Origin of the sequence: Dyadobacter sp. CY351 (genome assembly GCF_021502625.1) — a bacterium.
Taxonomy (GTDB): domain Bacteria; phylum Bacteroidota; class Bacteroidia; order Cytophagales; family Spirosomataceae; genus Dyadobacter; species Dyadobacter chenhuakuii.
In genome coordinates this window covers 695334-720564 of the sequence record NZ_JAKFFU010000002.1, presented here as the reverse complement: position 1 = coordinate 720564, position 25231 = coordinate 695334, and the positions used below count along the sequence as shown (strand labels likewise).

Genomic DNA, 25231 nt, shown 5'->3' with positions numbered 1-25231 from the left:
TCTTCATAAATGATGATGGAGCCCACTTTTAAACCACAGAAAAGCTGGCCCATTGCAACCCATAGGCGGCTATATTCAATACAATGCTAAGTAAAAAAACGTTACGGCAGGCCTTTCGACTTACTTAAAGCCTTCAGAATATCCAATCTTCTAATGCTAACCCAGCCGATGGACGGAAATGTTGATGAACAGGAGTTATGGAAAGCATTTCAGTCGGGCAGCGAGGATGCCTACACCCACCTTTACCGGCTGCATGTGAAGGCCATGTATCGTTACGGGATGAGCCTGGTGCCGGTTTCAGAAGCTTTTGTGCTGGACTGCATTCATGATGTTTTCACCGAGATCTGGATAAAAAGGGAGCGGCTTTCTCTTCCTGAACACATTCGTCACTATCTGCTCAAAGCATTAAAAATCAGAATAATTCATCTATTGAAACGGCAGGAAAAATCACATTCGCCGATTACACAGGCAGATTTAGACGATCTGTGGTCCGAGCCTTCCACGGATGAAGTTTACGCCGAAAAAGAAGAAGCTGAAAACCGGCAGGAGCTGATGCGCAGGCTGGTCGCACTGCTTCCGCATCGCCAGCAGGAGGCGATCAGACTTCGTTACACCGAAAATATGGATTATCAGGAAATAGGAAACATCCTTTCTGTGAACCGGCAATCGGCGCAGAACCTTGTCCACCGTGCTGTCCAAAAACTTCGTGAGTGGCTCAAATAGCCATATTATATTCTGCATTTGCAAATTTTTTACTTTTTTTCAATGGCAAGTGAGTATGATCATAGCTGTTTTGTTATATACTGATAAATAACAGGCAGTAATGTGATTAAAGACTACACAAATTTCAGCGTAATTGACCTGGCGATAGATGATGCCTTCCTGCGGCACTATTTGCTACCAAGCCCTGAATCCGATCTGTTTTGGTACAATTGGCTGCGCGATAATCCAGGACAAGCAACAGACTGGGAGGAAGCCCGCAAGCTGGTAGAAGCAGTCCTGCTCGGATTAAAGGACTACACACGCATTTATCTTTCGGAAGAAGCCGAAGAAGAGTTGCTTCAAAGAATCTGGGCGACCAATCGCTCCGCGCAGCCGGACCGGGAAAAGGTCGTTCCGATGGTAAGCTGGCAACATAGCCGCCTGTTGGCCGCATGCGTGGTGCTGGCTATCCTTGCCGCGGGTTACTGGTTTGTATGGCAGCATGATGCAGCAGGTTCCATGTATCAGAAGCAGGTTTCCCAATTACAGGATACGCGCATTGAAAAAGTTAACTCACTTTCTGAGCCGCAAATATTCTACCTGCCCGACAGCAGTTCCGTGCTCCTGTTTCCTGCCAGTAAGATGAGCTATTCAAGCGCCTATAACAATGAGAACCGCAATGTATACTTGTCGGGCAAAGCGATTTTTGACGTTCGTAAAAATCCGGAGCGGCCGTTTTTGGTATATGCCAATGAAATTATAACCAAAGTACTCGGCACGCGCTTCGAAGTAAGTGCTTTTGAAAAAGACGCGGATGTAATCGTAAAGGTGCAGAGCGGCCAAGTATCTGTTTATCAGGAAAAAGAATACAGTAACAGCTCGCGACAGCATTCAGAAAAAGCGGGCGTGCTGCTCTTGCCCAACCAGCAGGTCGTGTTCAAACGGACTGGCGAGCAGTTCAATAAAGCACTGGTTGAAAGTCCTGCATTACTCCCGGCTGCACCTGTCAGCGCATTTGTGTATGATGAAACCCCGGTGTTGAGGGTTTTGGAAGAAATTGAAATGGCTTACGGTGTTGATATTGTCTTCAGTGACGAATTACTCCAAAGCTGCGAGCTTACTGCAAATCTGAGCGAGGAGCCCCTGCGTGGCAAGCTGGACATTATTTGCCGGTCTATCGGCGCTACTTATGAGATTGTGGATGCGCAGATCATTATCACTTCCAAAGGCTGCAAAGAGATTTGAATACCTTATTCCTAAACCCTAATCCTAAATCACCGCCCTATGAAAGGAAGCACATAAACTACCGCCGCAAAAATTAGCCAACGATGCTTGCTCCATCGTTGGCCGGAATTCCTTCGATAACAGCCTTGCCAGACTGACGGGGAATCCTTTGTCCGAACTTTTCAATCATTACGAACAAACAATCAAAAATATGGAACATGCCAGAAATTTACTATTCCTATGTATGAAAATCTCGTTGGTGCAAATACTGCTGCTATGCGCATTTTTTGGTGTTTCCTGGGCAAATGACCTGTCGGCGCAGGAGTTGCTCAACCAGCGGCTTTCGCTGGACCTAAAAGAGAAAAAGATGAAAATGGTGCTTAAAGAGATTGAAAAATCGGCTGATGTACACTTTTCGTATAGTCCCCAGGTTATCGAATCCGGCAGGATGGTCAGCATCACTGTAAAAGACGCTACGCTGGGCGAAGTGCTCAAACAACTGCTCACGCCTTTACAGATTTCCTACGATGTAACCGGCAAGCAGATTGTGCTCAGCTATGCTCCCCAAATGCTTAAACCTACGAAAGAAAATAATCCCGGCTCGTCCGCTCCGATCGATAAATCGATAAATGGCCGCGTGACCGATGACAAGGGTGATGCGCTGCCGGGCGTGAGCATTATGATCAAAGGACGCACGCAGGGAACCACCACGGACAACGACGGCTATTACAAACTGACCGTACCGGATGGCCCGGTTTCCCTCATTTTCAGCTTTGTTGGATACACCAGTCAGGAAGTGGCCGCAGACAAAAGCAGCATTGATATCCAACTTACAGCAGATATCAAATCGCTGACCGAAATGGTGGTGGTGGGTTATGGAGTACAAAAGAAAACATCCGTAACCGCGGCAGTTTCTACATTGAAAGGTGAAGAAGTCGGCGATATCCCGATCACGAATTTAAGCAACAGTCTGGGAGGGCGGCTGTCCGGTGTGATTGTAAAACAGGGTTCGGGAGAGCCCGGACGCGACGGATCCAGCATTTTTATCCGCGGCATCTCTTCTACCGGGGCCAATCAGCCGCTTCTGATCGTTGATAATATCCCTAGAAACTTCCAGCATTTAGATCCCAATACGATCGAATCTTTCACGATTTTGAAAGATGCCGCTGCCGTGGCTCCCTACGGTGTTGCCGGTGCAAATGGTGTTGTGCTTGTGACTACTAAACGAGGAAAAAAAGGCACGCCAAGCCTTACATACAATGGTTATGTAGGTTTTCAAAACCCGACTGTCCTACCCGACTATGCAAGCGCGCACCAGTTTGGCTTACTAAAAAATGCAGCTGCCGAATCGGCTGGTCTGCCAAAACCTTATACAGATGAAGAGCTGCAAAAATTCATTGACGGATCGGATACCGACAAATATCCGAACCATGACGTACGTAAAGAGCTCATTGCCCGGAATGCAGTAATCACGACGCATAACATTGAGCTTTCGGGCGGAGCCGAGCGTGTATCGTATTATGCCAGTGTGGGTTATCAGCATCAGGCTGGTATGTGGCACGCAACCAACAACAACCGGTACAATCTTGCATTAAACCTGGACGCGAACGTAACAAACTCTACCAAAATTTCCCTGAACCTTAATGGCCGGGTACAAAAATCGCTTTACCCATCCATTAATACCGCGCGGATTTTCGAGCTGCTGCATTATGCCCATCCCCAGAACGGGCCGCTGTTTTTCAGCAATGGAATGAACGGTTCCTATGTGACTGGCAGCATTCTGAACAGCGGTTACCAGCGGGATAATACCACCAGCATTTACACGCAACTTTCCATAGAGCAGCAGATCCCATTTATTGAAGGACTGAGCTTGAAAGGCACCATTGCCTACGATCCTACGACTGAAATGAGTAAACTCTGGACGTTACCCGTGCATCTGGCGTCTATCAATACTTCTCAGAAACCATATGTGATCACCGATGGTATTTTTGGTCAGACAAAACCGTCACTGAACATGAGCACGGCGAAAAATCACCAGCTCACCTACCAGGCCGGCCTGAACTACAACCGCTCTTTCGGAAAAAACAACATTGGGGTTTTAGGTTTATTTGAAGCAAAAGCAAACGAGTTCATGACCCTTGCTGCGACCCGCAGGAACTATAATCTGGCGATCGACGAGATCAATATGGGCAGTAGCAGTAATGCGGATATGACAACCAGCGGGACTTCCAGCTCAGCGCGGCAAGTGGGTGTGGTTTATCGTGTCACTTACGATTATGCAGATAAATATTTACTTGAAGCGAGCGGTCGCTACGATGGAAGCTACTTTTTTTCACCTGAACAAAGGTTCGGCTTTTTCCCGGCATTCTCAGCGGGTTGGAGGCTGTCGGAGGAGCCGTTTTTGAAAGGAAAAGTGCGCTGGCTGGACAACCTTAAAGTGAGGGCATCTTATGGAGAAGTTGGCGCACTTGCCGGAAGCCCGTTCCAGTATCTCAGTACATACAATGTGGTTGGCCCGGCATATGTGATTGGCGGAGGCGCGGTACAAGCCGTTCGAGAGCGCAATCAGGCCAATCCGAATATTACCTGGGAAAGGGCCAGAAAAACCGACATTGGTCTGGAAGGGACATTGTGGCGGGGGCTTTTGAATTTTGAAGTGGATTATTTCTACGAAAAACGTTCTAATATGCTCGTCAACCCAGACGTGGTCCTTCCGCTGGAATACGGCATCGGGCTGAGCCAGGTCAACGACGGGATCATGGACAACCGTGGTTTCGACCTCTCGCTGGGATCCAATTACCGCGTTTCCAACGATCTGCAAATATCACTTTCAGGAAACCTGACTTATGCTAAGAACAAAGTGTTACAGGTGTTTGAAACAGCCACTACTTTCAATAACCCCAACAGAAGGCTTACCGGCCGGCCGCTGGGCACGCAGTTCGGTTTCCATTCCCTGGGCTTTTTTCAGGTGGAGGATTTTGATGATGCGGGCGCGCTCAAACCGGGGATTGCAGTTCAGCCCTGGGGCAAAGTGCAGCCGGGAGATATCCGGTACGAAGACCTCGACGGCGATGGGCGTATCAATGACAATGACATTACAACCATCGGCGATCCCGTTGCAAGTCCGCGCATTATCTACGGAATTTCTCCTGGTGTCAAATACAAAAACTTTAATCTGGACATGCTCTTTCAGGGCGCGGGCAAAACCAACTTTTATTACGATCTGGATGCAGGATGGGCCTTTTTTAACGGAATGGGTGCATTCGCAAACCACATGGATTACTGGACGCCCGAGAACCGCAATGCCAGCAATCCGCGGATCACAGCTGCTCCAACCACCAATAACACCCAGCGGTCGAGTTTTTGGATGGGCAATGCAAAATATCTCCGGCTAAAAACGGTCACCTTTTCCTACAACATTCCGGCTGCGGTAACCAAAAAAATCAGGACCCAGAGTGCCCGGGTATATGTATCTGCGCAGAACCTGTTTACCTGGACGCCTCTGCGCAATTTTGATCCTGAAATAGGAAATAACCTGGGCCGTGGTTATCCGCAGCAAAAAGTGACTTCAATTGGTCTGAACATTACGTTTTAAAACCCGCTAAATCACCATATCATGATAAACATCGAGATTATACGTAATTATAGTGGCAAGTGTCTGTTAATCTGCCTTTTTCTGACACAACTGTCCTGCTCCAAATTCCTGGAAGTTGAATCCAGGGAACAGGTTTCTGACGCTACCCTTTGGCAAACGACAGGCAATGCCGACCTTTTTCTGAACAATGTTTACTCCGGTCTGCCCGGCCCGTTTAACACATATGATCCGGGTGAAAATTTTACTGATAATGCCATGAACGGCGTGAATGGAACGGCAAGCCGGACACTTTACGCAAATTCCGTTTATACCCCGAGTAACACCCCCAATGTCTGGAATTTGTATAACAGCATCCGGGCCGCCAACCTATTCATTTCCAAAGCTACGGCATCGCCACTTGCCGACGACTGGAAGAAATTGAGGCTGGCAGAGGCAAGGTTTGTGCGGGCTTACTATTATATGCTTTTATGGACCAATCACGGCGGTGTTCCCATTATCACCGATGTACTGAACCAGAGCGAGCAGGACGATGAGATTTTCCGCGCACGAAATACAGCGGAGGAAACTTACCAGTTCATTGTCAGCGAATGTGCGGCTATTGCCAATGATCTGCCCCTAACTGCCGAAGCCGGCCGCGCTTCAAAAGGGGCAGCATTAACCTTGCAGGGTTTTTGCGAGCTATACCAGGCAAGTGCGCTTTATAATCCTTCAAACGACAAAGCAAAATGGTTGCAGGCCGCAAAAACCAATAAACAGGTGATTGACCTTGCGGCCTACACCCTGTTTCCGAACTATGAAACCATGTTATTGGAAGCCAATAACAACAACAGTGAAGTCATTTTTTCCAAACAATATCTTGGCGGCACTTCCCTGGGGGCGGGTAAAGAAGGACTGTACGGGCCCTGGATCGTGGGCGGGATCCAGTTTGCTTACGGCGGCGTGAATCCTACGCAGGAGTTGGTGGATGAGTACGCAATGGCAAATGGCCTGCCTATCTCCGATCCCGCTTCTGGTTATGATCCCCAAAAACCTTATGTCAATCGGGAAAAGCGCTTTTATCAGTCTGTTATCTATGATGGCGCATTGTGGCTGGACAAGGAAATGGTCATGAAACAGGGTGTCGGCAGTCGGAATGCGACAGATTTGAGTAATACAAATGAAGCGACGAACACAGGCTATTATCTCAAAAAAGGGCTTGATCCAAAATATGCAGTCAACGGAGATCACAAGCTAAGCAGCGCAAATTTTGTGATATTCCGCTTCGCGGAGGTGCTGCTGAGCTATGCAGAAGCACAGAATGAAGCGGTAGGGCCCGATGTGTCTGTATATGAAGCCATTAACGCGGTTAGAAAACGAGCTGAGCTTCCAGCATTGAAAGCAGGACTTACCCAGGCGCAAATGCGCACGGCGATCCACCGGGAGCGACGGGTAGAACTGGCTTTTGAGGAGAAAAGATGGTACGACCTGATGCGTTTGAAACTGGCTGAGAAAAATCTCAATGGTACGGTTCATGGCATGGTGATCGAACAGACAGGAGGAAAGTGGGTATACAAAGTAGTGCCTGCGCCAGAGGGTGCGAGAGCATTTTTTGCCAATAAAAACTACGTATTCCCTATTCCGCAGAATGCTATTGACAGAAATTCAAAGCTGACCCAAAACCCTAATTACTAGGACAGGAATAAGATAAGGTCAGTACTCATTCAAATAGATTGCTATAATGACTATTTCAAAATTGCTTGGCGCTTGCATACTGCCGTGTTTGCTGCTTGTGACAACTGCAGGCTTACGCACTAAACCTGTTACCCGCGAAGTGCCGCCGGAAAAGGCGTTGGCCACATTTCAGTTGCCCGACAATTTTCAGATCGAGCTTGTGGCCAGCGAGCCGCTGCTATCCGATCCGGTGGCCATGGAAATTGATGAATATGGCCGTATGTATGTGGTTGAAATGCACGGGTATCCTTTGGATAAAAGTGGAACAGGAAAAGTGCGGATCCTGGAAGATGCGGACGGAGATGGCAAGATGGACAAAACGACCGTTTTTGCCGAGGGACTCGTGCTTCCAACGGGTATTATGCGCTGGAAAAAGGGAATATTGGTCACGGATCCCCCTAATGTGCTTTACCTGGAAGACCGGGATGGCGATGGCAGGTCGGACATCCGCGACACTTTGCTGACCGGGTTCGCTATGTCGAACCCGCAGCATAACTTCAATAACCCGCTGCTGGGCATTGATAACTGGATTTACCTGGGACATGAACCAGCCGTTACTGCCAAGGTTTTTCAGGAAGAGTTTGGCGACCGGGGCGGCGAGATTCTTTACCCGAAAGAAAAAGGCGGCAAGACCCTACCGCAAAATGCATTGGGGCGTAGCGTCCGTTTTAATCCGGATAAAAAAGACATTGAGATCCTTTCCAGCTATACCCAGTTTGGCCATACCTTCGACAAATGGGGCCGTTACCTGCTGGTGAGCAATGCTAACCCAGGCTACCACGAAGTGATCGCTGCCCGCTATCTGAACCGCAATCCCGACCTGCTGGTATCGAACGTAACGCAAAGCATCTCTGATCATTCGTCGGAGGTGTTTCCCATCACCAAAAACCCATTACACCAGTTGCTGACCGACGTGGGCGTTTTTACCTCTGCCTGCGGCATTACCAGTTACCAGGGAGGACTTTTCCCCGCTCCTTTCGACAGCGTCACGCTGGTAGCCGAGCCGGTCAGCAACATTGTTCATGCAGATATCATCCGCGACAAAGGCGCCAGTTTCACGGCCAGCCGCCTATACAAGGATAAGGAATTTCTCGCCTCGACAGATCCCTGGTTCAGGCCTGTGAATATGTACATTGGTCCCGATGGTGCTTTGTATGTGGTGGATTATTACCGGCAGATCATTGAGCATCCTGAGTGGATGGCCGATGATGTGATCAAATCCGGCGCATTGTACAATGGTGTAGATAAAGGCAGGATTTATCGTATTACACCAAAAGGAACCGCAAAAGCTTCCTGGACCAAAAACCTGAAATTTGGCGACGCGCCGGACGACGAGCTGGTGCAGCAGCTTGCCAACCCTAATATCTGGTGGAGAAGAAACGCGCAGCGATTGCTGTTGGACAGAAACCCTGAGCATGCTCTACCCGCTTTGGAAAAAATGGCTTCTAACGCAGCATCCCCGGCAGGCAGATTGCATGCACTCTGGACATTGGAAGGATTAAACAAACTGGACACCAAGACCATTGTCCATGCATTACAGGACAAAGAAGCGGGTGTGAGAGAAAACGCGGTCAGGCTGGCAGAACTCCATTTGCAACAATCTCCGGAGCTTTCGGAAAAGCTGCTGAATATGAAAAACGATGCTAATGCAAAAGTGCGGTTTCAGCTCCTCGCTACACTGGGCTTTGTAGATACACCGCAGGCTGCGGAGGTGCGCCAGGCTATTTTGTTCAGAGATTTGAATGATCCCTGGGTACAAATTGCTGCATTGTCAGCTCCTACGTCCGGAAAAGGTGTGCTGATGGACGCAGTATTGAAGAATTACAAACCAGCAATCCCGGCTTACGCTTCGCTTGTGGAGCGACTGAGCACGATGGCGGGCACCAGCGGCGACACAGCTGCGATTAAAAAGCTGGTCAGAAATGCATTGACAAATGACGCATCCAAAGGCAAACCATTGACCAAAGCCGACTGGCGTCCTGCCGTATTGCACGGTCTGGCGCAAAGTATGAAGAAACCGAAGGATCCCGGCGCACTGAAAGACACGAAAACGATGCTATTGCAGGCCGCGTTATCCAACCCGTCGGCGGCTTTACGCGAAGCAAGTTTACGCTTGTTAAAAACAACCGGTTTACCGCAAAGCAACGAATCGGTGCTGGCTATGCAGCGGTCTGCGAAACTTGCAGCCGACCCCAATGCCGCGCCCGAAAGGCGAAATGATGCTATCCAGTTCTTGTCTCTGGACAACCCGGCAAAGTATGAGCAGATCCTGAAAAAGCTGGTCGCACCCCATGAGCCCCGTGCCATTCAGCTGACCGCATTAAAAACCCTGAGCGCTATCCCTGATGAAACGGTAAGCCATTTTTTGCTCGAAAACTGGCCATCACTCACCCCCGACCTCCGGGATGCGGCTATCAGTACTTTTATGGTTAATGACAAGCGTATCAAATTGCTGCTTGACGGTGTGGAATCAGGTAAAATCCATCAGGAAAGTATCGGATGGCCACGTAGTGTAGGGCTTATGGCGCAAGGTAACGAAGCGCTGAGAAACCGGTCGAGGGCGTTGCTGACAAAGAAAGACGACGCCCGGCAAGGCATTATTAAAAAATACTATGAAGCATTGAGCCTCACGGGTAATGTATCTTCCGGAAAGCTGGTTTATCAGAAAAATTGCTCTGTATGTCACCAGATCGGCGGTAGCGAAGGTGTGGCTTTCGGTCCGGACCTGGGTACGATCCGCAACCGGCGCCCGGAGTCCATTGTGGGCGATATCCTGGACCCCAATCTTTCGATTGCCGATGGTTACGATATCTGGATCATTGAATTAAAAGCGGGTGAATCCGTGCAGGGATTGATCGCTAACGAAACGCCTACTGCGATTACAGTAAGCAATTACGGCGGGCAGAAAACAGTGATTGCCCGGAAGGATATCAAATCACTCAAAGCACTGGGCATGTCGAGCATGCCCGCAGGACTGGAAGCTGAAATTGACCAGCAGGCGATGGCAGATTTGCTAGCCTATATCAAACAACCCAAATAAAAGACCCTTATGCGATACTTAACAATGCGTTTTTTACCCGTTTGCATTATTCTTGCCCATATTGTTTTTACAAATGCTGCTTTTGCTCAAAACTTCCGGGCCTCGGTGGTCAAAGTTGATATAACACCGGATAATTCGCAGCAACTATTGGGTTACCAGGCGCGTAAATCCACCGGTGTGCACGATAAGATCTATCACCGCATTGTGGCTATGGATGACGGCAAGACGCAGTTTTACATTATTTCAACCGATATATGTCTCATCTCGCCTTCCCAATACGACAAGCTGACGGCCAGGCTGCAAAAGCAGTTAGGCATTACGCCGATGCAGGTTTGGTGGGCAGCAACGCACACGCATTCGGCCCCGGAAGTAGGCCCGGCTGGCTTGCCTTCCGTATTTTTAGGAGATCGCTACAAGCATGAATTTGATGCGCAGTATACCGATCTGGTGGAACAAAAGATCGTTGATGGAATGGTAGAAGCGAAGAAAAACCTGGCTCCCGCAAAGCTTGGAACCGGCTGGGGATCATCGAATGCCAATATCAATCGCCGCGCCAGGAGCATTGAGGGAAAAACAAGCCTGGGTATGAACCCGGACGGCCCGGTTGACCGCCGCATCGGGTTGCTTCGCCTGGAGAAAGCCGACGGCAGCCTGCTTGCACTGATCGCCAATTACGCTATGCATGGGACCGTCATGAGCGGAGAAAACCTGCTGATCAGCGGCGACGGCCCTGGAATTGTGTCGGAATATGTAGAACAAAAAACCGGCGCTCCATTGCTATATATCAATGGCGCAGCTGGAAACATCGCCCCTATTTACAGCGTTTACCCAAGCCCGGCAGCGGGACGTTTGAACCAGTTCAAAGCTATGCTGGGTGAAAAAATCATCGACGCCAGCAAAACCATTACTGCAACTTCCAATCAGGTGACGCTTAAAGCGGCTGGCACCATCGTAGAAATCCCACGAAAAGAAGGTCTGGGCTGGCCCGATGATCTGAAAAATTATACGCGGACTACCAAGGCAGGTGTAAATATGATCCGGTTACCAGTCCGTTTTCTTAAAGTAAATGACGACGTGGCCATTTGGAGTGCACCGCTTGAACTGTTCTGCGAAATCTCGAATGAAGTACGCGATCGCTCGCCATTTCCGTATACTTTCTATTTTGGATATACCAATGGCTGGCTGGGTTATTTGCTGGCAGAGGAAGAATTGCAATATGGCGGCTACGAACCCACTGTTTCTCCCTACGCGCCAGGGGCTGCAAAATCGCTGACCGAAGCGGTAGTCAATTACCTGCAGGGCGATATGCGTAGCGGACATTAACCATTCATTCCGAACCTTAATATTAAAATATGAAGCATTTAATAATTCCAATCATAACACTATTCTGCTTTTATACAGAACCATTATTAGCCCAAAATAAACCTTTTAAATGGCCGGAAGGAAAACGAATGGCGATCAGCCTGAGCTTCGACGATGCCCGGCTGAGCAATGTGGATGAAGGAACGGCGCTACTAAACGAATACGGCGTGAAAGCAACCTTTTACCTGGTTCCAAATAATGCAAAACAACGGTTGGAAGGATGGAAAAAGGCAGTTGCCAGCGGGCACGAAATAGGAAACCACTCGATTAACCATGCTTGCAGCGGTAATTTTGTATGGGCAAGAAAAAATCCCCTGGAAGATTACACACTGGAAAAAATGCGTGAGGAACTCGTTGAAACAAACCGACAGCTGAAAGATATGCTCGGCGTAACGCCCACCGTATACGCCTACCCCTGCGGCCAGACTTCGCTCGGACGTGGAAAAAATACGCAGAGCTTTGTTCCTTTGATCTCGGAATTGTTTGTATCCGGACGCACCTGGCTGGATGAAGCGCCCGTAGACCCCACCTATTGCGATATGGCGCAGCTTACAGGTATGGAAACGGATGGAAAGAGCTTTGAGCAAATTTTAACGATCATTAAAGATGCCGCCAAAAACGGCCAGTGGCTCGTGCTCGCGGGACATGAAACGGCTGCATCCGGTGCGCAAACCACGCGGCTTGATATGCTCCGCCAACTTTGCGCTTATGCCAAAGATCCTGCAAACGGCATTTGGATCGCACCCGTAGGAGAAGTTGCCGCATATGTAAAGGCTGCCCGCGATACGATCAACATTCCCGAAATGGTGGGTCCACAAACCGATGGGAAAATCGTTTTGAATGCAAACACCGGGAAAGGATTAGGACCAAAAATCCAGTATATGCCTGAGTGGAAAGCGTTTGGATGGTTTACAGCCGCGGATCGGGTGGAATGGGATGTGGACATAACTAATGCCGGTAAATACGAAATTCAAATGGAATGGTCGGTGGATGACACGGAAGCCGGTAAGCCATTTGTGATAGAAGCCGGCAGCGCCAAATATGCAGGTAAGGTGGGAAAAACGGGGTCATGGGAAACCTTCAAAAAAGAAACGTTAGGACAACTGAAGCTAGCCGCCGGTAAACAAAAGCTGGTATTCAAACCAGACTCCCAGTTTTCCAAAGGTGCATTGCTGGATCTCCGAGCCATCGAGCTCGTGCCGGTCAAATGATGATCAATTGAATTTAAAAGATCACAGACCTAATGCGGCAAATGATCCTTGAACCTGCCATAAACCCAGGTGCCTGCAATTGCACTGATCAGCGTGACGATTACTACTGTAGCGCCTATGCCGATTTGTGCGAATAAGGGCCCTGGGCAAGCGCCGGTCAGGCCCCAGCCCAGGCCGAACATTAGTCCTCCGTAAATTTGTCCTTTATTGAATTTCTTATCGGTGAATGTGATTTGTTCTCCTGAAATGGTGGTGATCCTGAAGCGCTTGATAAGCCAAACCGAGATCATTCCCACAACAACAGCGCTGCCGATTATGCCGTACATATGAAACGTCTGAAGCCGGAACATTTCCTGGATACGGAACCAGCTGATCACTTCGGCTTTCACAAAAAGCACTCCGAAAAATAAGCCTACCATCAGGTATTTCAGGTTGTGATACCACTTAGGCTGTCTTTGACTTTCATTCATGATTATTTCTAACTGATCTTTCATTCTTTTATAGCATCAATATGAAGGGCAAGATCCAGTTTGCCATTATAAATCCGCCGATCATAAAGCAGACGGTCGCTACCAGCGAGGGCCATTGTAAAGTGGAAAGTCCCATAATCGCATGGCCGCTTGTGCAACCACCGGCATAGCGGGTGCCGAAGCCTACCAAAAACCCACCGCCAACCATCATGATAAATCCGGGGAGCGTGAAAAGCTTATCCCAACTTACGAGATCGACAGGCACGAGCGATGAAAAATCAGTGATGCCGTAAATGCTGAGTTCTTTTACCAAAGCCGGGTTCAGCTGCATGGGCGCGGGATTGGCCAGGAATACTGCCGCGATGATGCCCCCGAAAAAGATTCCTAATACGAAAAACATATTCCACAATTCCTTTTTCCAATCGTATTGAAAAAACGGGATTTTTGCTGGGATACACATCGCGCAAATGTGTCGGAGCGATGATGAAATCCCGAAGGACTTATTGCCTAATATCAGCAGTGCAGGCACCGTCAGCCCGATCAGCGGTCCGGCCACATACCAGGGCCAGGGTTGTCTTATTATTTCCAGCATAACCAGTTCGTTCTTGCTATCAAAGATAGAACAAAAGTTGAAGCGGTTCTGAGTGTGTCCAATGCAATTAATCCGCCTTCTCCTCCCAGCTCCGTAAGCTTATGAAATGGCTGCGCCGCATGCCGCGCCGAGCTTCATGTTTTTATGTAGTACACTGTAACCCCATAAGCTACCGGGCTGCGAACCTATTATAGAAGTGGGCACACTTCAATCGTTATCCTTGTATTTAAATTTCAAAAACAGCATTGCAACATTGAGACATATTGTAAATATGTTCGTTGCGATGATTGGAACATCCTTTTTATCGATACCGTAATAAACCCACAAAGCGTTTCCCGAAAGCAACACAATAAACATCACTGTCGACACTTCACTGGCTTTCTTTTTTTTGACGGTCGTAACCAGTTGCGGCACGACTGCCGAAGAGGTAAGTATGCCTGCCACCAAGCCAAGTCCTTCTATAAAGTCCATATGTTAATTTTTAGTAATTAGAGCCGAGCGTTAATAATTTTCGTGCCAAACGATTTGTTAGTAGAATAATTTTAACAAAAGTATGCAGTCACAATCCCTGGCATGGATTTTACTTCAGAGTGAATTCTTGTTTTTCACCAAGGAACCACACTTTAATTATTTTCAATGATCAACGAGCCCGACTCAGCGCTGAATGGCCAAGGCTTTAATCAGCTGGAGAGCTTGGAAAACAAAGTGTTAGTCGAATCTATGGTAGAAGCGACCTGGATAACTGACGCAAGCGGACGCTCCTTGCAAGATGCTCCCGCCTGGCGGGCCTATACCGGCCAAACACTTGAAAAGTGGATGGAAGAAGGATGGACAGAATCCGTACATCCGGATGATAAAGACGGTGTTATTCCCCGGTGGCAGACTGCACTTCAAAGCAAACAAATGTCAAATTTTGTATGCCGTTTGCGACAAGCCGCCGATGACTGGTGCTGGAACGATGTCAGGGTAGCTCCGATTCCGGGGGTGAATGGAGAAACTGTCAAATGGGTAGGTGCATGTGTTGATATTTCACAGCAAAAACAAGCCGAAGCTAATTTCACCCAGTCCGAAACCCAGTTCCGGCTGCTGGCTATGCTGAGCTCTGATACGCTTTATCGCATGAGCGCTGACTGGCGTGTGATGGTCAATCTTAGGGGTTTTGACTTTCTGGCTGACACGGTAGTAACAAATGGCCAATGGTTTGAGCAATACATTCCAACTTCTGATCAGGAAAGGGTACGTGCTGCCATTGATGAAGCGATAATTAACAAAAGTCTTTTCGAACTTGAACATCAGGTGTACCGGGCTGACGGGAGTATTGGCTGGACATCCTCGCGGGCAACACCATTGCTAGACAATCAGGGACAGGTCAAAGAATGGTTTGGCACAGCACGTGATATTACAAAGCGTAAAATGGCAGAAGAAAGAAGAGTTTTCTTGCTTGAATTGAGCGACAAGTTAAGACCACTTGCTTCTTCTTTGGAGATTCAGAAAACCGCGGCTTCGTTGATTGGTGCTAAACTTAATACAGACCGTGTCATTTATGCCGAAATCATAGGCGCCGAAGATGAATATTTAATTGCCCGAAATTACCTGGCATCTGAGGAGGTTATACCAGTCATAGGAAATTTTCCTGCTGCGCCTTTTGGAAAGTGGCTGATGGATGAAGCGAAGGCAGGAAATACAGTGGTCATCAACGATGTCGTGACTGATCAGCGACTAACGAATTCCGAGCGTGATGCTTTTTGCCAGATTGGAGTAAGGGCTTTCATTACCACGCCGCTCAAAAAAGAAGGAAAATGGGTCGCTGCCATGAAGATACACCACGGCCAGGCGCGCAACTGGACTGACTTGGAAATTTCGCTGGTGGGAGAAATTGCAGAACGCACCTGGGCAGCTGTGCAACGCGCCAAGGCGGAAGAAGCACTCCTGGACGCCGACCGTCGCAAAGATGAGTTTCTTGCATTACTGGCGCACGAGCTTCGCAACCCGATGGCGACGCTTTCCAATACATTGATGGTGCTTGAAATGACCGGCGGCATGAATCACAAGTTGCCCCTCGACAAGGCTATTACAATGATGCGGAAGGAAGTTGTTCAACTGGTGCGGCTGGTAGATGATCTTTTGGATGTAAGCCGCATTAACCAGGGTAAGGTCACGCTTGAACTGGAACGCCTTGACTTTTCAGCGCTCGTCAACGACGCAGTGCTGACTGCGCTTCCCATAGCCAATAGTGAAAATCGTCATCTTACGACAGCACTTCCAGACGAACCCATGTATGTAAACGGAGATCGTGCGCGCCTGACCCAGGTGGTCCGCAATCTTTTGTCAAATGCCATTAAGTTTACCAACGAAGACGGGCACATCTGGGTTGAACTCACGAAGGAACATGGGTATGCTGTCCTAAAGGTGCGTGATGATGGTATCGGGATTCCGTCAGATCAGTTGGATCGGATATTCGAATTGTTTGTCCAGGTTAACTCCTCCCGCACGCGCTTACGTGACGGCCTTGGACTGGGATTGACGCTGGTTAAGGATTTTGTGGAAAAACATGGAGGACGAATCCAGGTCCATAGCGCCGGCCTGGATACGGGCAGTGAATTTATTATCTATTTACCTGTTATACCACCACTTTAGACTAATTACCACCACTTTAAACTAATTGAAGAATGGCAGAATCTGATAAAAATACGATACTGGTTGTTGATGATAACCAGGACGCGGCCTACACGGTAGGCTTGTTTTTGGAATTGAAAGGTTATGTTGTACATACGCGCAATTCTGGTAAAGACGCATTAGAAGCTGTTGAGGCGCTACGTCCTGAATTGGTTATACTTGACCTTGCAATGCCGGAAATGGACGGTTACGAAACTGCAACATTGCTTCGTGCAAGTCACGGGCCTGCGCTTCCGATCATTGCGCTTTCGGGATATGGCCAGCAGGAAGACATTCGAAGGTCATCCGAGGCAGGCTTTAATGCACATTTGGTTAAACCTGTTGACTTTGTTGCCTTGATAGATCTGCTGAATTCATTTCTGGGCATCCGATCTGCCAATTGAAAACTTTTATGTCATCTCAGGCTCAACGCTACACAGAGCTGTTTTTCCTGGTTAGGTTTATAGTCTCACGGGTAAGATTGGGGGATCGTAACTTCAACGCTTGTTCCAACATCGGGCTGACTTTTTACACTTAACTCTGCTCCGAGAATTTCACAAAGGCGTTTGATGATAAAGAGCCCGATCCCTTCCCCATGTCCATCCGTATTGGATTCAACATCGGAAGTGGAGTTTTCGGTCTGTGTGCCATTCAGTTTTGCCAGCAGATGCTGAGTAAGTCCTGGCCCAGTATCCGAAACTACAAATTTCCATAAGGCAACCTGCGCGTTCTCTGAGTCAATGGCTTGCCAACGAACACTTACACCACCTTCACGGGTATACTTCAGTGCGTTTAAAATCAGGTTTTGGGCGATGCGGCGTACCTTTACATCATCACCTTCTACAAGCAGATCTCCAGGCCCTTCAAATTGTATAGATAGCCCCTTTTCCAAAGCCAGCTGCTCAGATCCGGCGCAGAGCTCTGTCAACAGGCTTCCGGCATTGAAGCTTTTAATGTGCAACTTTTCCTCGCCTGATTCGAGTCTTGAATAATCCAGCAACGGGTTCATCATCTCTGATACCTGTATCAGGTTACGATGCAGCATTTCAAGGATTCTTTCCCGTTCATGATGGGTATCCATGGTATTTAGCAGGGCCGTTGCCCCTACGATTATACCGAAACTGCCACGTAGGTCATGAAATGAAGAGCGTAAAAATGCACCCCGATGCCTCACATATTCTTTCATTGCGGCCAGCGACTCGACCATCTCGTTTGAGCTATGCAGCTGCTCTAACAGCTTTGTCTCCTTAAAACCACCTTCCTTAAAATCGGTAATATCAAGTTCTGTAATGGCAATGCCATGGTCGTGCCGGGTCATGGAGGTGGCCAGCCACCTGGGGTTCCCATCTAGCAAATGTTCCTCGTAGAATGGATTCCGGGTCAAATAAACCTGCCTCATCTCCTGCTGATGCTGCAAAGAAAGAAGCCCTGATGCAAGCATGCCCACCAGATCTGAAACTGATTTGCCAAAGTCGCCGGAGAATTTCTGGTTGCATACTACAAGCGTAAAATCAACCGGCTGTCCATCTTCACCTTCAATGGCCTTGAAAAAAGCAATTGAGGCAGGAGAGCTGTCCAGCACAGCCAGCAGGCTTGTGGCCACTCCGGTGAGTTTTTGATTGGCATTACTAAGCTCAACGGTTTTTTCGTCAACATGCACATTAAGCTGCTCAGTAAGTGTTTTTTGAAGATGGATGTCGACCCCGCTGCCCGTATAACCCGTAAAAATGTTATCATCGGAAAACATCGGACTTGCATTTTCCAATATCCACCGGTATTGTCCATCGCTTCGTTTAAGGCGGTATTCCAGACTGAACTCTGTCTGATGTTTCAGGTTTTCAGAAAAAGTGGCCTGGTAATTTGTCAGGTCATCAGGATGGAGTGCCCTGTAAAAAGTTGCCTGGCTTTCACCCACAGACTGCCCGGTAAAATTAAGCCAGGCTTTGTTTAGAAAACTAATGTTACCATCGGCCGCGCAGACCCAGATCATGGCTGGCGCGTTGTCTACAAGCTTTTCAAACCATTGCTTTCTTTCATTCAGCAACCGCTGCTCGCGGCGATGGACCGTAATGTCTTCAAAACCTAGTAGGGTGATCTGCTTTCGATGCAGTGTCAACTTTCTGGCGTGGATGACCATCGTCCGCTGCTCATTAGCGGAAATACGCACATTCACTTCAAGGCCGCTAACAGGCGCATTATAAGCGCCGAGCTGGTGTAATAGGTCACGAAACTCGGGAAAATCGAATTGGCGGTTACCCAGCTCATAGATCAATTGTCCTTCGGTCCGCTCGGCATCCGTAGAAAAGAACCGGTAAAATGCCTGGTTTGCGCTTTTAATACGCATATACTCGTCCAGAACAAGGGTCGCTTCATTGATCGTTGAAAGAATTGCCTCCGAGTATTCATAAGACTCGGTGAGTTGGTCGTTGCGGTTTTGCAGCTCCTGGTTAATGGTTTGCAACTCTTCATTGGCCGATTCAATTTCCTCCTTGCTGGTTTCAAGCTCTTCATTAATGCTTTGCAGCTCTTCATTGCTGCTGACTATTTCTTCGTTAGCCGATTGCAGTTCCTCATTACTTGCTTCCTGCTCTTCGACAATTGAATGCATGTCCTGTCGAAGTGCCGTGAGTTCGGCTTCCAGCTGGCGGTGGCGCTGGTCAGTGTCCCCCGTACGCGAAACGTGTGCCATGTTCTCACTGACTTGTTCAAATAAAACCAAAAAAAGCTGCTGATTGGCAGGATTTGTGATGGGTACAGCCTCAATGTTAACATATATAGGTTTGCCCGGGTAACTGATTTCCAAACCATCCTTTCTTTGCCTTTCCGCTGTTTTACGCGCTTTGTGGACAATATTGCGAAGCTCGAAAACCAGTGAAGGGTGCGCCATCTTGGCCAGGTTCAAACTGGCTTTTCCCGTTGAATGCTGCAAAAAAGGCGATGTAACACCACGGAACTGAATAATTTCCAAATCCTGGTCAATGACCACGCTCGCCGGTACATATTCAGCGAGCAGCAGGTTATCCACCAGTTTGTCCAGGTCGCTTACCGTAACCAGTTCAGTGGTCTTGGTTGTGAGCGTTTTGATGGGAAGGGAAGGCGAATTGCTTTTAAATGCCATATCGATTGAGATTTTGGCCCGAGTGTTGTTTTTGCGCACAAATACTTTTTGCGTTTTTTCTATCTGCGAAAAATACATGGAGGAACCGCCAACAGACTCCGATTTGCCTAGCAGCAGATACCCGTCGGGTTTAAGGGCATAGTGGAAGGTTGTAAAAACTTTCTTTTGCAGCTCGTCGTCCAGGTAGATCAGCAGGTTGCGGCAGCTGATTAAATCCATACGAGAAAATGGCGGGTCACTCAAAAGATTGTGCGGCGCAAAGACGCAAAGGTCCCGCACCAGTTTATTCACCCGGTAATGGTCGTCAACTTTGGAAAAAAAGCGCTCAAGCCGGGCAGGTGAAACATCCAGCACCTCACCTTTTGTAAAGACACCCATACGGGCTTTGGCGATAGCCGAGTCACTCAGGTCAGTAGCGAAAATCTGTATGGGCAGACTGGATGCCTTCGCGCCCAGCACTTCCAGCGTCATAATGGCCATTGAATATGCCTCCTGGCCGGTGGAGCACCCTGCTACCCAGATCCGGACTGCTTCACCAGCAGATTGCCGCCAACAATGCGGGGAAGTATTTGCTTTTTAACATGCTCCATGGTGGCAGGATCCCGGAAAAAGCCCGTCACATTGATCAGCAGGTCATTAAATAGAATCCCAGCTTCCATCGGGTTCTTTTTAAGATAGATTACATAGTCTGCGAGCGTTTCAAGTTTATAAAGCAGCATCCTTCGGATGATCCTTCGCCGTATGGTCGTCTTTTTGTAATGGTTAAAGTCCACCCCGGCGGCAGACTTTACGAAAGCTAATATTTTTTTAAGATCTTCTTTGTCGGAATCGTCCTGAAGTGCCTCGCTGCTTTCTGAGGTCAGCTGGAGAATATCTGCGTGGCTACTGAGCCTTAAAAGCTCGGCAGCAATATCGCTGGGTGGCAATACCATATCGACAACGCCCTCGATGATGGCCGACTGTGGCATGCCCTGAAAAACTGCCGTTTCATCCTGTGCAATCGTAATCCCGCCGGCAACTTTGATGGCCTTCAAGCCGAGTGTGCCATCACTTGCCATACCGGAAAGCACAATGCCTATCGCCCCGTCCTTTTGCCTTTCGGCCAGGGACATAAAAAAGTCATCAATAGGCAAGTGAGGAGCAGGTTTAGGTTTTCTGGGAGAAAGTACCAAAACCCCATCCACAACCTCCATGGTTTTGTCAGGCGGGATCACATAAAGCCGGTTTGGCTCTACGGGCATCAAATGGCCAGCCTCCTGAACCGGCATGGGGGTTTTGGCAGAAAGTATAAAGTCCAGTTTGCTGTCGTAATCCGGGGATAAGTGCTGGATATAGACGTAGGCCAGGCCTGTGTCTGCCGGCAGAAATGATAATAGCTCGCTCATGGCCTGTTGCCCGCCAGCCGAACCGCCAATGGCAACGATCGGCACAGGTTTTTTGCTCAGCTCCAGATTGGTATAGGCTGTATTTTCTGGGTCGGAGGTTGGCATCGGATCATTCATAATTAACAGAGATAAATTCGTCCTGACTTTGCGGCAGGACTAGGCTATGCCATTTTCTGACTTTTTAGGAAACGAAATGGTGTCCCACCAGACAGCACATAAGTCGGTCAGATACGAAAAAGACCCCGCGGGCTCGGCAGTTTTGACCAGATACGCGTTAGCTTGAAGCTTAAAACTGGCCTTAATGTCCTGCTGGTGCCCGGATGAGCTCATTACCACAACCGGTGCGATTGGAATGCCCTTGTCCACAAAGTACATCCTCAGCCAGGCCAGCAAATCCAGGCCTTGCTTGCGGGCTGGCAGGTACAAATCCACGATGATGAGGTCGATGGCCGCAGACGCTGTCTTGTCGAGCGACTCGAAAAAATCGATAGCAGTTTCAGCAGACGTTTGGCGGATGACATTGAGACCGGGAGCATCTCTTTTGATAAAAATTTCCATCAGCTCGGCGTGGTCCGGATTGTCCTCGATAATGACAACGTTCTTGCCAGCAGTGTTTCGAAACGTTCCTGTCTGCGCCGCAGGTAAATAAATATTCAGAAAGCAAAGATTTACGGCATGCGCCATGCGCAGGTAACCATCAAGGGTATAGGGTTTGACAATGTATGCATTTGCCCCCTGTTGATAGGCCGATTCAATAGTAGTATGGCTTTGGCTTGTCGAAACGAGCACTACTGGAATATGGCGCAGCTCTGATCGGTCCTTTAAAGCAGATAACGCTTCAACCCCATTCATAATGGGCATATTCATGTCCATTAAAATAAGTGAGGGCTCTATGGAGCAGCTTTCCTCCAAAAATGTCAGCAGCTGTTGTCCATTGGTAAACTCAACGATTTCAGTCTCTTCTGCCATGCTTTCAAGCGCTTGCCTGATCAGCATCCGGTCATCTTCATCGTCATCTACCAGGTAAATCTTTCTCATTATTTTTTCATTGTCGTGTAATCATCCTGGCTCCAAATCTCAGGTTTGCTATTGTTATAGGCTGGAAGGGAAGTAAGGTCTAAGAAGCCGGAAGATCCGCTGGAAGCGCGATGGCTGATTTGCCTTGCTTTTTTTTGATCCGCTTTTTGAGTGTATATATGGAGTGTTCCGTAATGGAAACCCCAAGTTCATCCTTAACCTGCGCTACAACAATGATTGCAGGTAGGTTAAAAAGGTTTTCGCCGTAGTAGGCAAGTAAAACATCGTAACGGCCTTTAAGGCGGAGATCGAACGCCTGAGTAACATATTTCTTGTCCAAGACGCTGTTATTTACCCAATGAAGCTCTAATATAGGCCTAATATATTTAAGATGGTGTAAATTTTCGATTGCGGTTGAAATATGGCCCTAAAAGTATTTACTCAAAGTGGGCAACTTGGCATTAGCATATCAAGGCAACTTGATGTCATTTACCTGCCCTTGAGAATAGATATAGTCAAGCAATGCTTTGGAGCGGGCTTTGAGGATATCGGCCTTTTCTTCAAAAGTCCTGGCATCTGATTCATTGCCGCTCATTTCACTGCGCGTCACACCTTGTTCTAAAAACAGGATACCTTCTTCCATACTGCGCATTGCTTGCCACAGTTTTGTTTCGACCGCCTCTGTAATCCCTGACCACAGGGCGCTTGCTGAAAACGCGTGCCCTGTATGGCATCTGTAGCGCACATTTGCTCCTTCCTGGAAGCTGTTCAGTACCCCGCCACATTCGGGACAGGTTAATTCCGAGGTCTCTCCCATCTTGTTGATGTCTTTTGATAAGGCGTTTTTTTGTCCGGCAATTTCAATTTCGACCTTCATTCTGGTTTTAAGCGCATCATCTTCCAGCTGGATAGGCTCCGCAGGCTGGGTGACGAGTGTGTTGATCAATTGCCCGATATCCTTTAAGGGTAGAATATAATCCGGATCTACTCGTTCGAGGGCGTTTTTAGGCATATCCGGATAAGGAGAATCTTCGGGGCTCTGAACAATTGTAACACCACCAAATTGCTCGACCGACCACAGCCCTGAACTGCCGTCGTTTAAATACCCGGTCAGCACAGCGGCGATCACACGGCTTCCATGCCAGTAGGCGGCCGAACGCATTGTTACATCGACAGCTGGCCTGAAATTATTTTCTTTCGGCCCTCTTTTAATAGAGATATGCTCTTCTTCAATAATCAAGTGGTGATCCGGTGGCGCAACATAAATGATGCCTTTTTGTATCTTTTCCCCATCCTGTGCGTGCTTGGCTGGAAGCGGCCCGTTGCTGGAAAGTATATCTGGCAAATAACTAACCTTATCCGCAGCAAGGTGCTGCACGATAAAAATGCTGGCGGCCAAATCCTTATTAAAAGATTTAACCAGTTCTTTCAACGCAGGAACGCCTCCTGCTGATGATCCTATAACAATAATATCGCGGCTTTGTAAATCCATCGGGGGTAATTTTAATTGATTGAGGAGGCCTTTTGTAGTATACTAACCCTACCAACTGGCACAGATCAACCTTCTCTATTTTTCTATGATTGAATTTTGTGATTTTAAATTATTCAATATGCATGAGGCGTTTTAAAATAAATATCGTTCCAACCAATTCCCATGACCTCAAGAAAAAAGCCACTTACAGAAAATTTGTAAGTGGCTGATTAATAAGTGGAGAATATCGGATTCGAACCGACGACCTCTTGCATGCCATCCAGATTTTTGAGGATTTTTTGTATATTTGATTTTTATAAAAAACAGTCTAACATATTGAATATTAGTCAGTTAATTGAGTTTCTTTAAGTTTGCTTAATTATCCTTAGACAAGAAATGTTCGACCTATGTTCGACCTAATTTTGATCAAAATATGCACTGATGGCACTCTCAACCAAGTTTATCCTAGCTTCCAAAGTTAATGATTCGTGCGAGTATCCGATAATGCTCCGCATCATTATTGATCGTAAGAACCAGTTAGTCAGCACAAAGAAGAGCTGTAAACAAGAAAATTGGTTAGTTAGTCAACAGCAAGTTGCCCGCGGTCACCCTAAGCATCAGGAGATCAATTTACTACTGAGAACAATAGTCTCTGAGTTAGATTTCCTGATCATTTCCGAAGGAAAAAAAGGTCGGAAGCCAACGTTCGACGAAATGAAAAGTGTGGTTCGTAGTTTGACTGGCGCAACGAAAGAACCAGAGAGCAAATCACTTTTTAAGCTCTTTGAGGACCATATTGCTCTGCTCAATCAGCAAAACCGGATTGGCTATGCGGACACCTTTAAATTTACGCTGAGCAGCCTGAAAGGGTTCGTGAAAAACAAAGACCGAGATCTCCTATCTATAAATCTAAATTTTCTGAAGAAATATGAAGAATACTTGATGGAACGCGGATGCGCTATCACCACAAGAAGTGTTTATCTAAGAACATTCAGGACGATGTGGAAGGTGGCAATCCGGGAAAAATTTTGTCCCGAAGGTCACTACCCTTTTAAAGAGCTCGCATTTGGCAAATACAACAATCCTAGAACCAAAAAACGAGCGATTCAAAAATCGCAGATTGATCAAATCTCAGCGCTGGTGATCGATCCAATGAATGATACACTCATTAATTCACGTAATTACTTCCTTTTCAGTTTTTATTGCCGAGGAATCAATTTTACGGATCTTGCAAGTTTAAAATGGGATAACATTGTTGATGACGAACTCGAGTATATCAGATCGAAAACCAAGGAAGAATTTCGCTTTAAGCTCCATCCAGAAGCTATGCGGATCCTTGATTTTTACCGAAGCCTTCGAGGCAATAGCGATGCCGGCTACATCTTTCCCATATTGTACAAAAGGCACGACAGCATACAGTCGATCAGATATAGAAAGCAGAAGATTCGAACGCGGGTTAACAAGGACTTACAAGAATTAGGTGCAATCTTAGGCATTCAAAAAAACCTGACTACTTACGTGGCCCGACATTCATATGCAACCACGCTCCGGAGAAACGGAGTATCCAAGGAGAATATAGGCAGGTCATTGGGACATGACAGCTTAAAAACAACTGATATTTATCTGGAAGACATCGGGGATCCAATTTTGGATGATCTGATTAACTCAACGCTTTGAAC

The 25231-nt window shown here is 47.7% G+C and carries 18 protein-coding genes; 10 read left to right on the top strand and 8 right to left on the bottom strand.

All coding sequences use genetic code 11. The features are described from left to right. Nucleotides 1-168 precede the first annotated feature (168 nt). The 7 genes from L0660_RS05090 to L0660_RS05060 all read left to right on the top strand — a co-directional run bounded on the left by L0660_RS05090 (nt 169) and on the right by L0660_RS05060 (nt 12844). Complete coding sequence (locus L0660_RS05090; protein WP_235158426.1) at nt 169-723, top strand: RNA polymerase sigma factor; 555 nt, start codon at nt 169-171, stop codon at nt 721-723. A 102-nt stretch (nt 724-825) separates the two neighbouring features. Continuing rightward, a complete protein-coding gene (locus L0660_RS26200) occupies nt 826-1947 on the top strand; it encodes a FecR family protein (RefSeq protein WP_235158425.1) in 1122 nt (373 codons plus the stop codon). A 223-nt stretch (nt 1948-2170) separates the two neighbouring features. Then, the gene (locus tag L0660_RS05080) at nt 2171-5521 is read left to right on the top strand and encodes a TonB-dependent receptor (protein ID WP_233795838.1); all 3351 of its coding nucleotides are present in this window, start codon (nt 2171-2173) and stop codon (nt 5519-5521) included. Nucleotides 5522-5542: 21 nt separating this feature from the next. Then, a complete protein-coding gene (locus L0660_RS05075; protein WP_235158424.1) occupies nt 5543-7192 on the top strand; it encodes a RagB/SusD family nutrient uptake outer membrane protein in 1650 nt (549 codons plus the stop codon). Between the two features lie 46 nt (nt 7193-7238). Then, nucleotides 7239-10271: a PVC-type heme-binding CxxCH protein gene (locus tag L0660_RS05070; RefSeq protein ID WP_235158423.1), complete on the top strand. Its 3033-nt coding sequence runs from the start codon at nt 7239-7241 to the stop codon at nt 10269-10271. 9 nt (nt 10272-10280) lie between these two features. Further along, the gene (locus L0660_RS05065) at nt 10281-11594 is read left to right on the top strand and encodes a neutral/alkaline non-lysosomal ceramidase N-terminal domain-containing protein (protein WP_235158422.1); all 1314 of its coding nucleotides are present in this window, start codon (nt 10281-10283) and stop codon (nt 11592-11594) included. Between the two features lie 29 nt (nt 11595-11623). Then, the gene (locus tag L0660_RS05060; RefSeq protein ID WP_235158421.1) at nt 11624-12844 is read left to right on the top strand and encodes a polysaccharide deacetylase family protein; all 1221 of its coding nucleotides are present in this window, start codon (nt 11624-11626) and stop codon (nt 12842-12844) included. Between the two features lie 29 nt (nt 12845-12873). Here the strand turns inward: L0660_RS05060 and L0660_RS05055 are convergent, their stop codons facing one another. The 3 genes from L0660_RS05055 to L0660_RS05045 all read right to left on the bottom strand — a co-directional run bounded on the left by L0660_RS05055 (nt 12874) and on the right by L0660_RS05045 (nt 14377). Then, nucleotides 12874-13338, bottom strand: a complete 465-nt coding sequence (locus tag L0660_RS05055; RefSeq protein WP_235158420.1) for a YeeE/YedE family protein — start codon at nt 13336-13338, stop codon at nt 12874-12876. Between the two features lie 4 nt (nt 13339-13342). Continuing rightward, nucleotides 13343-13906, bottom strand: a complete 564-nt coding sequence (locus L0660_RS05050; protein ID WP_235158419.1) for a YeeE/YedE family protein — start codon at nt 13904-13906, stop codon at nt 13343-13345. Between the two features lie 207 nt (nt 13907-14113). Further along, a complete protein-coding gene (locus L0660_RS05045; RefSeq protein WP_235158418.1) occupies nt 14114-14377 on the bottom strand; it encodes a SemiSWEET family sugar transporter in 264 nt (87 codons plus the stop codon). A gap of 165 nt (nt 14378-14542) precedes the next feature. Here L0660_RS05045 and L0660_RS05040 point away from each other — a divergent pair, with 165 nt between their 5' ends. After that, a complete protein-coding gene (locus tag L0660_RS05040; RefSeq protein ID WP_235158417.1) occupies nt 14543-16543 on the top strand; it encodes an ATP-binding protein in 2001 nt (666 codons plus the stop codon). 32 nt (nt 16544-16575) lie between these two features. Further along, a complete protein-coding gene (locus L0660_RS05035) occupies nt 16576-16965 on the top strand; it encodes a response regulator (protein ID WP_235158416.1) in 390 nt (129 codons plus the stop codon). Between the two features lie 65 nt (nt 16966-17030). Here the strand turns inward: L0660_RS05035 and L0660_RS26195 are convergent, their stop codons facing one another. The 5 genes from L0660_RS26195 to L0660_RS05010 form a co-directional block, all read right to left on the bottom strand. Next, nucleotides 17031-20201, bottom strand: coding sequence for a CheR family methyltransferase (locus L0660_RS26195; protein ID WP_235158508.1), 3171 nt, complete (start codon nt 20199-20201; stop codon nt 17031-17033). Further along, complete coding sequence (locus L0660_RS05025) at nt 20192-21181, bottom strand: chemotaxis protein CheB (protein ID WP_235158415.1); 990 nt, start codon at nt 21179-21181, stop codon at nt 20192-20194. Before L0660_RS05025 ends, L0660_RS26195 begins: the two co-directional genes overlap by 10 nt. 39 nt (nt 21182-21220) lie before the next feature. Then, entirely contained in the window at nt 21221-22102 is an 882-nt protein-coding gene (locus tag L0660_RS05020) for a response regulator (RefSeq protein ID WP_235158414.1), read from the bottom strand. Between the two features lie 79 nt (nt 22103-22181). Next, nucleotides 22182-22421 (bottom strand): hypothetical protein, encoded by a 240-nt coding sequence (locus tag L0660_RS05015; RefSeq protein WP_235158413.1) that lies wholly within the window; start codon nt 22419-22421, stop codon nt 22182-22184. Between the two features lie 129 nt (nt 22422-22550). After that, on the bottom strand, nt 22551-23573 hold the full coding sequence (locus L0660_RS05010; RefSeq protein WP_235158412.1) for a chemotaxis protein CheB: 1023 nt from the start codon (nt 23571-23573) through the stop codon (nt 22551-22553). Nucleotides 23574-23993: 420 nt separating this feature from the next. On the opposite strand from L0660_RS05010, the gene L0660_RS05005 reads away from it, so the two are divergent. Then, complete coding sequence (locus L0660_RS05005) at nt 23994-25229, top strand: site-specific integrase (RefSeq protein WP_235158411.1); 1236 nt, start codon at nt 23994-23996, stop codon at nt 25227-25229. Nucleotides 25230-25231: the final 2 nt, after the last annotated feature.

Excerpts from the sequence above, each read along its gene's own strand:
- L0660_RS05020 (WP_235158414.1), bottom strand. The coding sequence starts at position 22,102 with ATGAGAAAGATTTACCTGGTAGATGACGATGAAGATGACCGGATGCTG.
- L0660_RS05035 (WP_235158416.1), top strand. The coding sequence starts at position 16,576 with ATGGCAGAATCTGATAAAAATACGATACTGGTTGTTGATGATAACCAG.
- L0660_RS05065 (WP_235158422.1), top strand. The coding sequence starts at position 10,281 with ATGCGATACTTAACAATGCGTTTTTTACCCGTTTGCATTATTCTTGCC.
- L0660_RS05045 (WP_235158418.1), bottom strand. The coding sequence starts at position 14,377 with ATGGACTTTATAGAAGGACTTGGCTTGGTGGCAGGCATACTTACCTCT.
- L0660_RS05070 (WP_235158423.1), top strand. The coding sequence starts at position 7,239 with ATGACTATTTCAAAATTGCTTGGCGCTTGCATACTGCCGTGTTTGCTG.
- L0660_RS05075 (WP_235158424.1), top strand. The coding sequence starts at position 5,543 with ATGATAAACATCGAGATTATACGTAATTATAGTGGCAAGTGTCTGTTA.
- L0660_RS05005 (WP_235158411.1), top strand. The coding sequence starts at position 23,994 with ATGGCACTCTCAACCAAGTTTATCCTAGCTTCCAAAGTTAATGATTCG.
- L0660_RS05055 (WP_235158420.1), bottom strand. The coding sequence starts at position 13,338 with ATGAAAGATCAGTTAGAAATAATCATGAATGAAAGTCAAAGACAGCCT.
- L0660_RS05040 (WP_235158417.1), top strand. The coding sequence starts at position 14,543 with ATGATCAACGAGCCCGACTCAGCGCTGAATGGCCAAGGCTTTAATCAG.
- L0660_RS05060 (WP_235158421.1), top strand. The coding sequence starts at position 11,624 with ATGAAGCATTTAATAATTCCAATCATAACACTATTCTGCTTTTATACA.
- L0660_RS05010 (WP_235158412.1), bottom strand. The coding sequence starts at position 23,573 with ATGGATTTACAAAGCCGCGATATTATTGTTATAGGATCATCAGCAGGA.
- L0660_RS05080 (WP_233795838.1), top strand. The coding sequence starts at position 2,171 with ATGAAAATCTCGTTGGTGCAAATACTGCTGCTATGCGCATTTTTTGGT.
- L0660_RS05090 (WP_235158426.1), top strand. The coding sequence starts at position 169 with ATGGACGGAAATGTTGATGAACAGGAGTTATGGAAAGCATTTCAGTCG.
- L0660_RS05025 (WP_235158415.1), bottom strand. The coding sequence starts at position 21,181 with ATGAATGATCCGATGCCAACCTCCGACCCAGAAAATACAGCCTATACC.
- L0660_RS05050 (WP_235158419.1), bottom strand. The coding sequence starts at position 13,906 with ATGCTGGAAATAATAAGACAACCCTGGCCCTGGTATGTGGCCGGACCG.